Source organism: Methylobacterium sp. JK268, from assembly GCF_054052225.1.
Window position 1 is genome coordinate 53,136 of sequence record NZ_JBSVZN010000031.1, and the last position, 14,014, is coordinate 67,149.

The window sequence follows — 14,014 nt, forward strand, 5'->3', positions numbered from 1 at the left end:
CCGGGCGGGACCGGGCGTCCCGCCGGGGAGCGGGACGGCGGCGCGCCCGCGGGATCGCTCCCGCGGCGCCTCCGTCCCGTGAGGGTGGCGTTTACTCGGCCGCCTCGGGCGGCGCCTCGAGCTGGTCGTTGGCCGCGCGCTTGGAGGAGATCAGCTCGACGTTGAGGCCGAGCGAGCGCATCTCCTTCACGAGCACGTTGAAGCTCTCCGGGATGCCCGCCTCGAAGGTGTCGTCCCCGCGCACGATGGCCTCGTAGACCTTGGTGCGGCCGGCGACGTCGTCCGACTTGACGGTGAGCATCTCCTGCAGCGTGTAGGCCGCGCCGTAGGCCTCCAGCGCCCAAACCTCCATCTCGCCGAAGCGCTGACCGCCGAACTGCGCCTTGCCGCCCAGGGGCTGCTGGGTGACGAGGGAGTACGGACCGATCGACCGGGCGTGGATCTTGTCGTCCACGAGGTGGTGCAGCTTCAGCATGTAGATGTAGCCGACCGTGACCTTGCGGTCGAAGGGCTCGCCGGTGCGCCCGTCGTAGAGCGTCGACTGCCCCGAGCGGTCGAGCCCGGCCATCTCCAGCATCGCCTCGATGTCGGCCTCCTTGGCGCCGTTGAAGACCGGCGTCGCCATCGGCACGCCGCGGCGCAGGTTGTTGCCGACCTCGGCGAGCTCGCGGTCCGACAGGCCCTCGATCTCGTGCGGGCTGTAGATGCTCCCCATCCGGTCGCGCAGCGGCGCGGCGTCCTGGGTGCGCAGGTAGGCGTCGACGGCCTGGGCGACCTGGCGCCCGAGCCCTGCGGCGGCCCAGCCCAGATGCGTCTCGAGGATCTGGCCGACATTCATGCGGCTCGGCACGCCGAGCGGGTTGAGCACGATGTCGGCGTGGGTGCCGTCCTCCAGGAACGGCATGTCCTCGATCGGCACGATCCGGGACACCACCCCCTTGTTGCCGTGGCGGCCCGCCATCTTGTCGCCGGGCTGGATCTTGCGCTTCACCGCCACGAAGACCTTGACCATCTTCATGACGCCGGGGGGCAGCTCGTCGCCGCGCTGCAGCTTCTCGACCTTGTCGAGGAAGCGCTGCTCCAGGCGCTTCTTCGACTCGTCGTACTGCTTCTGCATCGCCTCGATCTCGGTCATGAGGCGATCGTCGACGACCGCGAACTGCCACCACTGCGAGCGGGGGTAGTCCGCGATGGTCTCGCGGGTGAGCAGCGTGTCCTTCTTGAAGCCCTTCGGGCCGGCCACCGGCGACTGCCCCACCAGCACGTCGGCGAGACGCGCGTAGGTGTTGCGGTCGAGGATCGCCTGCTCGTCGTCCCGGTCCTTGGCAAGGCGCTCGATCTCCTCGCGCTCGATGGCCTGGGCGCGCTCGTCCTTGTCGACGCCGTGCCGGTTGAACACCCGCACCTCGACGATGGTGCCGGTGACGCCCGGGGGCACGCGCAGAGACGTGTCGCGCACGTCCGACGCCTTCTCGCCGAAGATGGCCCGGAGCAGCTTCTCCTCCGGGGTCATCGGGCTCTCGCCCTTCGGCGTGATCTTGCCGACCAGGATGTCGCCCGCGTGGACCTCGGCGCCGATATAGACGATGCCGGCCTCGTCGAGGTTCTTGAGCGCCTCTTCGGAGACGTTCGGGATGTCGCGGGTGATCTCCTCCGGCCCGAGCTTGGTGTCGCGGGCCATCACCTCGAATTCCTCGATGTGGATCGAGGTGAACACGTCATCCTTCACGATCCGCTCGGAGAGCAGGATCGAGTCCTCGAAGTTGTAGCCGTTCCAGGGCATGAAGGCGACGAGGACGTTGCGGCCGAGCGCCAGCTCGCCGAACTCGGTCGAGGGACCGTCGGCGATGATGTCGCCCTTCCTGACCACCTCGCCGACCCGGACCAGCGGCTTCTGCGTGATGCAGGTCGACTGGTTCGAGCGCTGGAACTTCTGCAGCCGGTAGATGTCGACGCCGGGCTTGGTCGGGTCGGTCTCCTCCGTGGCGCGGATGACGATGCGGGTGGCATCGACCTGGTCGATGATGCCCGCGCGCCGCGCCGCGATCGCCGCGCCGGAATCCCGGGCGACCACCGCCTCCATGCCGGTGCCCACGAAGGGCGCGTCGGCCCGCACCAGCGGCACCGCCTGGCGCTGCATGTTCGAGCCCATCAGGGCGCGGTTGGCGTCGTCGTTCTCCAGGAACGGGATCAGCGCCGCGGCCACCGACACGAGCTGCTTGGGGCTCACGTCCATCAGGTCCACGCGGTCGGGGGCGACCACGATCACCTCGCCGGCGCGGCGGCAGACCACGAGGTCCTCCGTCAGGCGGCGCTCCGCATCCATCGCGGCGCTCGCCTGCGCCACGTAGTACTTCGCCTCCTCCATGGCCGAGAGGTAGACCACCTCGTCGGTCACGATCCCGGCCTTCACGCGCCGGAACGGGGTCTCGATGAAGCCGTACTTGTTCACCCGCGCGAAGGTGGCGAGCGAGTTGATCAGGCCGATATTCGGGCCTTCCGGCGTCTCGATCGGGCAGATGCGGCCGTAATGGGTCGGGTGCACGTCGCGCACCTCGAAGCCCGCGCGCTCGCGGGTCAGACCGCCCGGGCCGAGGGCCGAGAGGCGCCGCTTGTGCGTCACCTCGGAGAGCGGGTTGGTCTGGTCCATGAACTGCGAGAGCTGCGACGAGCCGAAGAACTCGCGCACCGCCGCCGCCGCCGGCTTCGCGTTGATCAGGTCCTGCGGCATCACGGTATCGATGTCGACGGACGACATCCGCTCCTTGATGGCGCGCTCCATGCGCAGGAGGCCCAGGCGGTACTGGTTCTCCATGAGCTCGCCGACCGAGCGCACCCGGCGGTTGCCGAGGTGGTCGATGTCGTCGATCTCGCCCTTGCCGTCGCGCAGGTCGACCAGCGCCTTGACCACCGCGAGCATGTCCTCGCGGCGCAAGGTGCGCATGGTGTCGGGCGCGTCGAGGTCGAGGCGCATGTTCATCTTCACGCGGCCGACCGCCGAGAGGTCGTAGCGCTCGGCGTCGAAGAACAGCGAGTGGAACATCGCCTCGGCGGTGTCGAGCGTCGGCGGCTCGCCCGGGCGCATCACCCGGTAGATGTCGAACAGCGCGCCCTCGCGGGCCGAGTTCTTGTCCACCGCCAGGGTGTTGCGGATGTAGGGACCGACGTTGACGTGGTCGATGTCGAGCACCGGGATCTCCTCGATCCCGACATCCGACAGCGCCTTCAGCATCTTCTCGCTGATCTCGTCGCCCGCCTCGGCGTAGATCTCGCCGGTCTTGTAGTTGACGAGGTCCTCGGCGATGTACTGGCCGACCAGATCCTCGTCGGTGGCGCGCAGGGCCTTGGTGCCCTTCTCGGCGATCTGCCGGGCGGCGCGGGCGGTCAGCTTCTTGCCGGCCTCCAGCACCACCTCGCCGGAATCGGCATCGATGAGGTCGGTGGTGGCCTTGAAGCCCTTCAGGCGCTCCGCGTCGTAGGGCACGCGCCAGTCAGCGCCATCCCGGGTGTACGAGATGCGGTTGTAGAAGGTCGACAGGATCTCCTCGCCGTCGAGGCCGAGCGCGAAGAGCAGCGAGGTGACCGGGATCTTCCGCTTGCGGTCGATGCGCGCGTAGACGATGTCCTTGGCGTCGAACTCGACGTCGAGCCAGGACCCCCGGTACGGGATGATGCGGGCGGCGAACAGGAGCTTGCCCGAGGAGTGGGTCTTGCCCTTGTCGTGGTCGAAGAAGACGCCCGGCGAGCGGTGCATCTGCGAGACGATCACGCGCTCGGTGCCGTTGACGATGAAGGTGCCGTTCTCCGTCATCAGGGGCATGTCGCCCATGTAGACGTCCTGCTCCTTGATGTCCTTGACCGACTTGGCGCCCGTATCCGGGTCGACATCGAACACGATCAGGCGCAGCGTCACCTTCAGCGGGGCGGCGAAGGTGATCCCGCGCTGCCGGCACTCGTCGACGTCGTACTTCGGCGCCTCGAAGGTGTACTTCACGAACTCGAGCAGCGCGGTCGAGGAGAAGTCAGAGATCGGGAAGACCGACTTGAAGACGGACTGCAATCCTTCATCGGGACGACCGCCCTCGGGCTCGTCCACCATCAGGAACTGGTCGTAGGACGCCTTCTGGACCTCGATGAGGTTCGGCATCTCGGCGACTTCCCGGATCTTGCCGAAGAACTTGCGAATGCGCTTGCGACCGACCAGCGTGTTGGCCATAGGTGACCTCGCTCCTCATCCACCGCGTGACGGGGCCGGTGGGACGCGGGCGCCTTGTGCCCGCATCGACCGTCCCGGCCGGACCGCCCGCGGCGATCCAAAACCCGAATCCGACCATATGGGGATCCTTGCCCAGGATCCCGAGGGGGCGCCGGGCATGCCCGGCGCCGAAAAGCCTCTAGCCCGCGGGCGCGAACCCGCGGGCTGGAGGGTCCGCGGCGCGCCGGAGACCGGCGGCCGCGGGGCAGGTGCGGGCCGCGGGGGCCCGCATCGTCTTACTTGAGCTCGACCTTGGCGCCGGCCTTCTCGAGCTGGGCCTTGAGCTTGGCGGCGTCGTCCTTGGACACGCCCTCCTTGACCGGCTTGGGCGCGCCCTCGACCAGGTCCTTGGCCTCCTTGAGGCCGAGGCCGGTGATCGCGCGGACCTCCTTGATGACCTCGATCTTCTTGTCGCCGGCCGCGGTCAGCACGACGGTGAACTCGGTCTGCTCCTCGACCGGGGCGGCGGCGGCGCCACCGGCGGCCGGGCCGGCGGCCACGGCGACGGCGGCGGCGGCCGAGACGCCCCACTTCTCTTCGAGCAGCTTCGCGAGCTCGGCGGCCTCGAGGACGGTCAGGGACGACAGGTCGTCGACGAGCTTGGCAAGATCAGCCATTTCCAGTTCCTGCGTGTTGTCGGTTTGAACGATGGGTGTGTGAGCGAAGCGCCGTCAGGCGGCCTCGTCCGTCTTCGCTGAGTCGGCATAGGCCCCGAACACGCGGGCGAGCTTGGCCGCCGGCGCGTTGACGACCTGGGCGATCTTGGTCGCGGGCGCCTGCACGAGGCCCACGATCTTGGCGCGCAGTTCGTCGAGGGACGGCAGCGTGGCCAGAGCCTTCACGCCGTCCGGGTTCAGGGCCGTCGCGCCCATGGCGCCGCCGAGGATCACGAGCTTGTCGTTCACCTTGGCGAAGTCCACCGCCACCTTGGCGGCCGCGACCGGATCGCTCGAATAGGCGAGCAGGGTCGGGCCCTTCAGGAGGGGCTTGATGGAAGCGACGTCGGTGCCGTCGAGAGCGATGTTGGCGAGACGGTTCTTCGCGACCTTCACGGTGGCGCCGGCCTGCTTCATCTGCGCGCGCAGCTTCTGCATGTCGGCGACCGTGAGGCCCTTGTAGTGGGCCACGACGACCAGCGAGGTGGTGGAGAACACCTCGTTGAGCGACGCGACGAGATCAGCTTTTGCTGCTCTGTCCACCGGGCTCTCTCCGGTTGGCGGAACCAGGATCGGTCCCACCGGTTGCACATGCCGCCCGTGCTGAGCCGGGGCCTTGGCAGACCGCGGCGGCGCGAGCGACGCTTCACGGCCCTGTCCCCGAACCGGCGGCCTTGCGGCCGGTCGTCCCGGGTGAGATGGTTCAAACCGACACCCTGCCCGCCCGCGAGGGTGGCGAGGGCTTGTGAAACTCGGTCTTCCCCGTCTGTGCAGGCCCTTGCGGATTAAGCCGGAGAACCGGCGCCTGCAGTCTCGGACAGGACATGGCCGGACGGGGCGCGAGGGGAGACCCCTTGAGCCCGCCGGCCATTCGTCACCCGGTTGCCCGGGGACCTCTCGTCAGGTCACGACCAATCGGTCGAGCCCTTTCAGAAGGAGTGAAAACGTGGAGCGCGGTCTATAGCGGCGTGCAAGCTCCCTGCCAAGGGGCAACGCGCGGCCATTCGGTCGCAGGGGAGCGATTCTTCACCCTCTGGCAGGAACTCGCCCGGTCAGGCCGCCTGCCGCTCCCGTCCCCGGCGCCACCAGCCGCCGCTCTTGGCCCGCTGCACCGGATGGGCGGCGTAGAAGGAGGCGTTGTGCTCGCCGCGCAGGGCCTCGCGGGTGAAGCGGATCAGGTGGTGGGCGACGAAACCCATGTTGAACACCGCCTCGATCTGCCCGCGCCGCAGGGCGTAGCCCGCCGCCCGCCAGAAGGCGCGGCGGTAATCGGACAGCAGGCCGACCCGCAGCGCGATGTTGAAGCCCATCACCAGGGCGCGGCGCAGGTTGTCCCGCGTCAGCCGATACTTCACGGGAATCGCGATCCGGTTCACGTAGGTCACGTCGATCTGATGCCGGAAGCGGTCGAAGAGCTGCTCGGGCGCGTAGGCATGGGCGATGGCCCGCCGCCAGCTCGCCACGACCTCATCGTGCGGGCGCAGGAAGCGCACGTTCGATTCGAGGGTGGGATCGTCCACGAGGCGCCCCTCCTTGGCGAGCCGGTCCCAGAGTGGCGTGCGCGGCAGCGCCTGGAGCAGGTTCATGGTCAGGACCGGCACCTTCGAGCGGTCGATGAAGGTGAGGAGCTTGCCCTCGGATTCCGCCGTCTCGGTGTCGAGGCCGAGGATGATGCCGGAGGTGACCTCCAGCCCGTAGGAATTGAGCGTGGCGATGCCCTCCAGCATCGGCACGGCGGCGTTGTGGGTCTTGTCGATGGTCTTGAGCGCGTCGAGTTCCGGCGTCTCGATGCCGACGAACACCGTGCAGAAATTCGCCTGTCGCATCAGCTCCAGGATCTCGGGCTGCTTGGCCATGTTGAGGGTGGCCTCGCAGGCGAATTGCAGGGGGTAGCCGTTCCGCTTCTGCCACTCCACGAGGTGGGGCAGCATCTCCCGCGTGGCCTTGCGGTTTCCGATGAAGTTGTCGTCCACGAAGTAGACCACGGCCGGGTGGCCCGGCTGGGCGATGATGGCGTCGAGTTCGCCGAGGAGCTGCTCGGGGGTCTTGAGCCGCGGCTGGCGGCCGTAGAGGGCCGGGATGTCGCAGAACTCGCAGCGATAGGGGCAGCCCGAGGAGAATTGCAGCGAGCCGATCAGGTAGCGCCGCAGCGGGACCTGGTCGTAGGCGGGGGTCGGGAAGTCGGCGAGGCCGATCCGGTCCTTGGTCTCGAGGCGCACCTGGGCGGGCGGGCGCGCGACGTCGCGGTCGAGGCAACGGATCAGATCGTCGGTGGCGTCGCCGATCTCGCCGATATGGAGGTAGTCGAAATCCGGGTACTGCTCGGGCTGGCCCGAGACCGAGGGCCCGCCCAGCACCGCGACGCGGCCGGCGGCGTGGGCGCGCTCGCCGATGTCGCGGATCTGCTGCGCCTGGATGTGCATGCCGGAGACGAAGACCGCGTCCGCCCAGGCGAAGTCGGCCGGGGCGGCGGGCGCGATGTTCTCGTCGACGAACCGGACCTGCCAGGCCTCCGGCAGGTAGGCGGCGATGAGGAGCAGGCCCTGCGGCGGCATGAACGCCTTCACCCCGCCCATCAGCGGGTAGGCGTGCTGGAAGGTGCCGAAGGACGGCGTGTAGGCGGGGAAGACGCACAGGATGCGTCGGGTGGAGGAGACCGGGACGGAGCTGCGCATGGGGCGCTATCTAGCACAGCGTCGCCGGTTGGCGCCCCCTCGGACGCGGGTTTGTGAGCCGAGCCGGGAGGGCTCGCGGAAGCCAGCGCGATCGCGCATGGACACATTGTATTGACACTGCCGGCTCCGGATGATGCTCGAGCGGGAAGAAGCGGATCTCGCGAAGCAGGGATCGATGCCGTGCTCGGATCGGCCGCAATCGAAGGACATCCGACCGTCGACGAGCCAGCGCGCCGATGAGCAGAGGTTCGTGCGCCGACGATTGGCGGGGAAACCGATGTCTTTTCGACTCCGATCCGAACTTGGCGCGGCGCCAGCAGGCGCCTCATCCCGATGAGGAGATCCCGCGATGCTGACAAGAAACTCCATCGTGACCTTTACGGCTGAGGACTTGGCTCGGCTGAGAGCCCAGGGCTTGGACCGTACGGACTGGTCGCGTGTCAAAGCCGTGAGCGGCGCGGAGCTGGAGCAGGCGGTCGCGAGCGACCCGGAGGAAGCCGATCTGGAGATCGATTGGGATCGCGCAACCGCCACGTCGGCAAGGCCACGATGACGATTCGCCTCGCTCCGGACGTCCTGGCCTCCTTCCGAGAAAGGGGGCGCAGGTATCAGTTCCTCACCGGGCTCGCCGTCCCTCGCGGATGAACGCGTGTTCCGAGTGGCGGTGAAGATATCGAATTACTGATGCTGGTGCGTCGATGCCCGTGCAGGATCCCCTCTCGAGGAGGCTATCGCGTGCACGATGTTCCGCGATCGTCTCGTCAGCTGAACGAATGGAAAAAACACGACACTCCTCATGCTGAGGTGCGACCGTAGGGAGCCTCGAAGCACCCCAGAACAGTCGATCCAAGCAGCCGTCGTCTTGGAGCATCAGTCGAGGGTGCTTCGAGGCTCCCTTTGGTCGCACCTCAGCATGAGGCGTGTCGCGCGCTCCAGGAGCGTTCCGTCGAGGAACACGTTGCGGAGCGTTGCGCACACGGCCGCCTGCTTGAGAGGAAGGATCCCCACGCAACGATCCCGGACACCGGGTGGTCCACATCGCGCAGCACGACAATGCCTCGCGAACGCGCTCGATTGAGACGCGCATCAATGCCGTGTTGCGTGCGCACATCGGGCATCGCCTCGGATCGGGCGGGCCTCGCTGAACCACCGCACACGCGAAAACGCCCGGCCTCGCGGCCGGGCGTTTTCCATCTCTTCGAACAGGGACGGGATCAGGCCGCGCCCTGCTGCGCCGCGAGCACGCTCGCCGGGTCGACCTTGATGCCGGGGCCCATCGTCGAGGAGACGGCGATGCGCTGGATGTAGGTCCCCTTGGCGCCCGTGGGCTTGGCGCGCGCCACCGCGTCCGCGAAGGCGCGGGCGTTCTCGACGATCTTCTGGTCGTCGAAGGACACCTTGCCGATGCCGGCGTGGATGATGCCCGCCTTCTCGACGCGGAACTCGACCGCGCCGCCCTTGGCGGCGCCGACCGCGCCCTTCACGTCCATGGTGACGGTACCGACCTTCGGGTTCGGCATCAGGCCGCGCGGGCCCAGCACCTTACCGAGACGCCCGACCAGGGGCATCATGTCCGGGGTCGCGATGCAGCGGTCGAAGTCGATCGTGCCGCCCTGGATCGTCTCCAGGAGATCCTCGGCGCCCACGATGTCCGCGCCCGCCGCCTTGGCCTCGTCCGCCTTGGCGCCGCGGGCGAACACCGCCACGCGCACCGTGCGGCCCGACCCGTTCGGCAGGTTGCAGACGCCGCGAACCATTTGGTCCGCGTGGCGCGGATCGACGCCGAGGTTCATCGAGATCTCGAAGGTCTCGTCGAACTTGGCCTTCGAGCGCTCCTTGATCATCTTCACCGCGTCGGTGAGGGAGTAGACCTTGGTCGGGTCGATGCCCTCGCGGGCGGCGCGGATGCGCTTGCCAACATGTGCCATGCTGCCCTCCCCTTAGCCGGTGATCTCGAGGCCCATGGCCCGGGCGGAGCCGCGGATCATGGCGACGGCGGAATCGACCGAATCGCAGTTCAGGTCGGGCATCTTCCTCTCGGCGATCTCGCGGATCTGCGCCTCGGAGATCTTGCCGGCGGGCGCGCCCTTGCCGGGGGTCTTCGAGCCGGAGGCCGGCTTCTTGCCGATCTTCATGCCGGCCGCCTTCTTGAGGAAGAACGACACCGGCGGCTGCTTCATCTCGAAGGTGAAGGAACGGTCCTGATACGCGGTGATGATCACCGGGATCGGGGTGCCCTTCTCGATCTGCGCGGTCTTCGCATTGAAGGCCTTGCAGAATTCCATGATGTTGAGGCCGCGCTGACCGAGCGCGGGGCCGATCGGCGGGGACGGATTGGCGGCGCCGGCCGGCACCTGAAGCTTCACGTAGCCCGTGATCTTCTTCGCCATGGGACTGCTCCCTTGGGTTGCCCCGTGCCCTCAGGGGGCGCGACGGGGCGGTTGCAGGTCGCGGTGCGGCCCGGATCTCCCGGCGGCGAACCGGGCGGGCCTCCCGCGGATGGAGGCGAATGGCGAATGGCGAATGGCGAATGGTGTTTCGCCCGACGGACCATGCCCGCCGGCGCGCCATTCGCTATTCCCTACTCGCTATTCGCCGAAACGATCAGACCTTCTCGACCTGACCGTATTCGAGCTCGACCGGGGTCGCCCGGCCGAAGATGGAGACCGCCACCTTGAGGCGGGAGCGGCTCTCGTCGACTTCCTCGACGACGCCGTTGAAGGAGGCGAAGGGGCCGTCCGCGACGCGGACCTGCTCGCCGACCTCGAACGAGATCGAGGCCTTGGGGCGCTCGGTCCCTTCCTGGACCTGGCCCTTGATGCGCTCGGCCTCCGCGTCCGGGATCGGCACCGGCTTCGACTTGTCGGCGCCGAGGAAGCCCGTGACCTTCGGGGTGTTCTTGATGAGGTGGTAGACCTCGTCGGTGAGGTCGCACTTCACCAGCACGTAGCCGGGGAAGAACTTGCGCTCGGCGTCGACCTTGCGGCCGCGCCGGACCTCCACGACCTTCTCGGTCGGGACCATCACCTCGTCGAACTTGTCCGAGAGGCCGCGCTGCGCGGCCTGGTCCTTGATCGACTGCGCGACCTTGTTCTCGAAATTCGAATAGGCGTGGACGATGTACCAACGCTTGGACACGGACTCTCTCCTCAGGCCCCGATGCCCAGGACCAGGGTGACGAGGTAGCGCAGCACCTGATCGACCACCGTGAAGAAGAGGCTCGCCACCACCACCATGACGAAGACCATCAGGGTGGTGATCAGGGTCTCCTTGCGGGTCGGCCAGGTGACCTTCCGGCCCTCGTCGCGGACCTGCTGCAGGAACTCGAAGGGGCCGACGCGCTTGGGCGCCGGCCGGGCCGGCGGCGTCGGCGCGCTGCCCGATCCGCGGGGCGCGGGGGTGCCGCGGGACGCGTTGCGCCCGAGGTCCACTTTCTTCGTCGCTTCGTTCGATGCCATGGTCCGACTAGCCGTCGCCGCTCGAAACCAACAGAGGCGCGGAGCCTGGATGAACCCCCAAGCCCGCGCCGCCCGCCTGTTCGTTCTGGGATGGGCGATGCCTCTAGCGCAGTTGCGCCGGCTTGTCGATGGCCCCGGAGCTGTCGAGGATGGGCGACCGGATCTGAAAGACGGGAAGAGGTCGCACGGACTGTCGCGGTCTCTGGCAGGAGTGGAGGGACTCGAACCCCCAACCCCCGGTTTTGGAGACCGGTGCTCTGACCAGTTGAGCTACACTCCTGCAGCGCCGCGGCGCGCCCGCTCCTTAGCGGGAATGGGGGGCGGGACGCAAGGGGATTGTCCCGCCGGACCCGGCTCGCTGGCGAGCGCCCGCTTCAGCCACGCCACGAAGGCCCGTCCGGCCGCGCCCTCCCCGCGCGCCGAAGCCGGACGGACGGCGAGGCCGTCCGGGACGCGCAGCCATCCCCAGAGGGCCACGAGGCGCCCGCTCTCCAGCTCCTGCCGCACGAGGCGGGCTTCCACCAGCGCAACGCCCATGCCGGCCGCCGCCGCCTCGATGCACAGATTCGTGTGGGGGAAGAGCAGGTCCGACGTCGTCGCGAGGCGGCAGCCGGTCGCGTCCTGCCACGCGTCCCACGCCCGCGACGCGTGTTCCTGGACGATCCTCCGCTCGGCCGCGAGGCCCTCGGCCGAGCGGAGGACCGGGTAACCGGGCGCGCAGACCGGACCGAAGAAGGTGTCCGCGAGGAAGACCCGCGTCTCCCCGGGACCGAGCGGGAAGGCGAGCCGGTCCCACGTCAGGAAGAGGTCGGCATCCTCCGCGCTCTCGCGCGGCGACAGCATCGACAGGCGGATCGAGAGGCCGGGGTGCTGCCGGTCGAGATCGGCCAGACGTGGGACGAGCCAGCGGACTGCGAAGGTGGCGGAGCACACGACGTGCAGGACCGCCCCGCGCGCGTCGTCCTGCAGCTGCCGGTAGCCGCGCTCCAGGTCGTCGAACGCCCCGGCGACGACCCGGTGAAAGACCTCGCCCTGCCGGCTGAGTCTCAGCCCGGTCCCCTCCTTCTCGAACAGCGCGATGCCGGCTTGGTCCTGCAGGGTTCGGAGCTGCCGGCTGATTGCGCCGTGCGTGCGCCCCAGTTCCAGCGCCGCTCTCCCGACCGAGCCGAGCCGCGCGGTCGCCTCGAACGCCTTCAGGGCGGAGAGCGGCGGAAGCACGCGAACCATGACAAGCCCCGTCCGTGAGGTCCGCTCACCGAACCGAGCGAAAAACTCGATGGTGGCGATCCTGACCTAACGGCATAACGGCCGGGCCCCAAGGTCCGAACGCCGAGGTCCGCGCTTCGAGGGAGGACGATGATGACCGCCGATGTGATCCGCTTTCCCTCGATCCGGCGCGGGGCTGTGGCGCGGATCGATGATGGCGGAGAGCCCCGCCCGGCCCCGACCGATGCCTCGGCCTACGAGACGCCGCCGGTCCCCGCCGCCGGCGGTGCCAGGGAGGCGGCCGGATCCCGGCAACGCCTCGGTCTGCGCGGCGTGCTGGCCCTGTGGTGTCGTCGCCGACGGGAGCGTGCGACCCTCGCGCGCGAGTTGCCGGCGATGCCCGACGAGATGCTTGCCGATCTCGGCCTCACCCGGTGCGAGGCGCGGGCGGAGAGCCGCAAGCCGTTCTGGCGCGCGTGAGCCTGAACCCCGAGCGGGGGCGGACGCTCTCGCGCCCGCCCCCGCTCCGGCCATGGCGGTCCGGGCCGCAGCCCGGGCCGTTGTCGAGGTGATTTACTCGGAGATGGAGGCGACGACGCCGGCGCCGACGGTGCGGCCGCCCTCGCGGATGGCGAAGCGCAGCTTCTCCTCCATCGCCACAGGCACGATCAGCGTCACGTCCATCGTCACGTTGTCGCCCGGCATCACCATCTCGGTGCCCTCGGGAAGCTGGCACACCCCCGTCACGTCCGTCGTCCGGAAGTAGAACTGCGGGCGGTAGTTCGTGAAGAACGGCGTGTGACGCCCGCCCTCCTCCTTCGTCAGGATGTACGCCTCCGCCTTGAACTTCGTGTGCGGCTTCACCGATCCCGGCTTGCACACAACCTGCCCACGCTCAACGTCCTCGCGCTTGGTGCCGCGCAGCAGGACGCCCACGTTGTCCCCCGCCTGGCCCTGGTCCAGAAGCTTGCGGAACATCTCGACGCCCGTCACCGTCGTCTTCGTGGTCGGCCGGATCCCGACGATCTCGACCTCCTCGCCCACCTTGATGATCCCGCGCTCCACGCGCCCCGTCACCACCGTCCCGCGGCCCGAGATCGAGAACACGTCCTCGATCGGCATCAGGAACGGCATGTCGATCGGACGCTCCGGCTGCGGGATGTAGGCGTCCACCGTCTTCATCAGCTCCAGGATCGCGTCGTGACCGATCTTCGGCTCACGGTTCTCCAGAGCGCACAACGCCGAGCCCTTGGTGATCGGGATGTCGTCCCCGGGGAAGTCGTACTTCGACAGAAGCTCGCGAACCTCAAGCTCGACCAGGTCCAGCAGCTCAGGGTCGTCGACCATGTCGACCTTGTTCATGAACACAACCAGCGCCGGAACGCCGACCTGCCGCGCCAGCAGGATGTGCTCGCGCGTCTGCGGCATCGGGCCGTCCGCCGCCGACACCACCAGGATCGCGCCGTCCATCTGCGCCGCGCCCGTGATCATGTTCTTCACGTAGTCCGCGTGGCCGGGGCAGTCCACGTGCGCGTAGTGACGGTTCGGCGTCTCGTACTCCACGTGCGCCGTCGAGATCGTGATCCCCCGCGCCTTCTCCTCCGGCGCCTTGTCGATCTGGTCGTAGGCCGTGAACGTCGCCCCGCCCGCCTCCGCCAGAACCTTCGTGATCGCCGCCGTCAGCGACGTCTTGCCGTGGTCGACGTGACCGATCGTCCCGATGTTGCAGTGCGGCTTCGTCCGCGAAAACTTTTCCTTGGCCAT

Annotated in this window: 12 protein-coding genes and 1 tRNA gene; 2 read left to right on the forward strand and 11 right to left on the reverse strand. The window is 68.5% G+C overall.

Annotation, left to right across the window (positions count from 1 at the left end; genetic code table 11):
* Positions 1 to 91: 91 nt before the first annotated feature.
* The 4 genes from rpoB to ACW9J6_RS26700 form a co-directional block, all read right to left on the reverse strand.
* Complete coding sequence (gene rpoB, locus ACW9J6_RS26685) at positions 92 to 4,216, reverse strand: DNA-directed RNA polymerase subunit beta (protein WP_457119375.1); 4,125 nt, start codon at positions 4,214 to 4,216, stop codon at positions 92 to 94.
* 275 nt (positions 4,217 to 4,491) lie between these two features.
* A complete protein-coding gene (rplL, locus tag ACW9J6_RS26690) occupies positions 4,492 to 4,872 on the reverse strand; it encodes a 50S ribosomal protein L7/L12 (protein WP_457119376.1) in 381 nt (126 codons plus the stop codon).
* Positions 4,873 to 4,926: 54 nt separating this feature from the next.
* Positions 4,927 to 5,454: a 50S ribosomal protein L10 gene (gene rplJ, locus ACW9J6_RS26695; protein ID WP_457119377.1), complete on the reverse strand. Its 528-nt coding sequence runs from the start codon at positions 5,452 to 5,454 to the stop codon at positions 4,927 to 4,929.
* Positions 5,455 to 5,963: 509 nt separating this feature from the next.
* Positions 5,964 to 7,586, reverse strand: coding sequence for a B12-binding domain-containing radical SAM protein (locus ACW9J6_RS26700; protein ID WP_457119378.1), 1,623 nt, complete (start codon positions 7,584 to 7,586; stop codon positions 5,964 to 5,966).
* 513 nt (positions 7,587 to 8,099) lie between these two features.
* Between ACW9J6_RS26700 and ACW9J6_RS26705 the strand changes: the two genes are divergently transcribed.
* Positions 8,100 to 8,231, forward strand: coding sequence for a BrnA antitoxin family protein (locus ACW9J6_RS26705; protein WP_457119379.1), 132 nt, complete (start codon positions 8,100 to 8,102; stop codon positions 8,229 to 8,231).
* Positions 8,232 to 8,800: 569 nt separating this feature from the next.
* Here the strand turns inward: ACW9J6_RS26705 and rplA are convergent.
* From rplA to ACW9J6_RS26735, 6 genes are all read right to left on the reverse strand, one after another.
* Positions 8,801 to 9,514 carry a 50S ribosomal protein L1 gene (rplA, locus tag ACW9J6_RS26710; RefSeq protein WP_457119380.1) on the reverse strand — a complete coding sequence of 238 codons (714 nt, stop codon included), beginning with the start codon at positions 9,512 to 9,514 and terminating at the stop codon, positions 8,801 to 8,803.
* Between the two features lie 12 nt (positions 9,515 to 9,526).
* On the reverse strand, positions 9,527 to 9,976 hold the full coding sequence (gene rplK / locus ACW9J6_RS26715; protein ID WP_457119381.1) for a 50S ribosomal protein L11: 450 nt from the start codon (positions 9,974 to 9,976) through the stop codon (positions 9,527 to 9,529).
* A gap of 214 nt (positions 9,977 to 10,190) precedes the next feature.
* Positions 10,191 to 10,724, reverse strand: coding sequence for a transcription termination/antitermination protein NusG (gene nusG, locus ACW9J6_RS26720; RefSeq protein WP_457119382.1), 534 nt, complete (start codon positions 10,722 to 10,724; stop codon positions 10,191 to 10,193).
* A gap of 11 nt (positions 10,725 to 10,735) precedes the next feature.
* Complete coding sequence (gene secE / locus ACW9J6_RS26725) at positions 10,736 to 11,044, reverse strand: preprotein translocase subunit SecE (protein WP_457119383.1); 309 nt, start codon at positions 11,042 to 11,044, stop codon at positions 10,736 to 10,738.
* 203 nt (positions 11,045 to 11,247) lie between these two features.
* Positions 11,248 to 11,324, reverse strand: a tRNA-Trp gene (locus tag ACW9J6_RS26730).
* Positions 11,315 to 12,271 carry a LysR substrate-binding domain-containing protein gene (locus ACW9J6_RS26735; RefSeq protein ID WP_457119384.1) on the reverse strand — a complete coding sequence of 319 codons (957 nt, stop codon included), beginning with the start codon at positions 12,269 to 12,271 and terminating at the stop codon, positions 11,315 to 11,317. The genes ACW9J6_RS26730 and ACW9J6_RS26735 overlap by 10 nt, the downstream gene beginning before the upstream one ends.
* Positions 12,272 to 12,400: 129 nt before the next feature.
* On the opposite strand from ACW9J6_RS26735, the gene ACW9J6_RS26740 reads away from it, so the two are divergent.
* Positions 12,401 to 12,730: a DUF1127 domain-containing protein gene (locus ACW9J6_RS26740; RefSeq protein WP_457119385.1), complete on the forward strand. Its 330-nt coding sequence runs from the start codon at positions 12,401 to 12,403 to the stop codon at positions 12,728 to 12,730.
* A gap of 93 nt (positions 12,731 to 12,823) precedes the next feature.
* Here the strand turns inward: ACW9J6_RS26740 and tuf are convergent, their stop codons facing one another.
* Positions 12,824 to 14,014 carry an elongation factor Tu gene (tuf, locus tag ACW9J6_RS26745; protein WP_457119368.1) on the reverse strand — a complete coding sequence of 397 codons (1,191 nt, stop codon included), beginning with the start codon at positions 14,012 to 14,014 and terminating at the stop codon, positions 12,824 to 12,826.

What these genes read in the sequence shown, in the direction of transcription:
- rpoB (WP_457119375.1), bottom strand. Translation starts at nt 4,216, where the DNA reads ATGGCCAACACGCTGGTCGGTCGCAAGCGCATTCGCAAGTTCTTCGGC.
- rplL (WP_457119376.1), bottom strand. Translation starts at nt 4,872, where the DNA reads ATGGCTGATCTTGCCAAGCTCGTCGACGACCTGTCGTCCCTGACCGTC.
- ACW9J6_RS26700 (WP_457119378.1), bottom strand. Translation starts at nt 7,586, where the DNA reads ATGCGCAGCTCCGTCCCGGTCTCCTCCACCCGACGCATCCTGTGCGTC.
- rplA (WP_457119380.1), bottom strand. Translation starts at nt 9,514, where the DNA reads ATGGCACATGTTGGCAAGCGCATCCGCGCCGCCCGCGAGGGCATCGAC.
- rplK (WP_457119381.1), bottom strand. Translation starts at nt 9,976, where the DNA reads ATGGCGAAGAAGATCACGGGCTACGTGAAGCTTCAGGTGCCGGCCGGC.
- secE (WP_457119383.1), bottom strand. Translation starts at nt 11,044, where the DNA reads ATGGCATCGAACGAAGCGACGAAGAAAGTGGACCTCGGGCGCAACGCG.
- ACW9J6_RS26735 (WP_457119384.1), bottom strand. Translation starts at nt 12,271, where the DNA reads ATGGTTCGCGTGCTTCCGCCGCTCTCCGCCCTGAAGGCGTTCGAGGCG.
- ACW9J6_RS26740 (WP_457119385.1), top strand. Translation starts at nt 12,401, where the DNA reads ATGATGACCGCCGATGTGATCCGCTTTCCCTCGATCCGGCGCGGGGCT.
- tuf (WP_457119368.1), bottom strand. Translation starts at nt 14,014, where the DNA reads ATGGCCAAGGAAAAGTTTTCGCGGACGAAGCCGCACTGCAACATCGGG.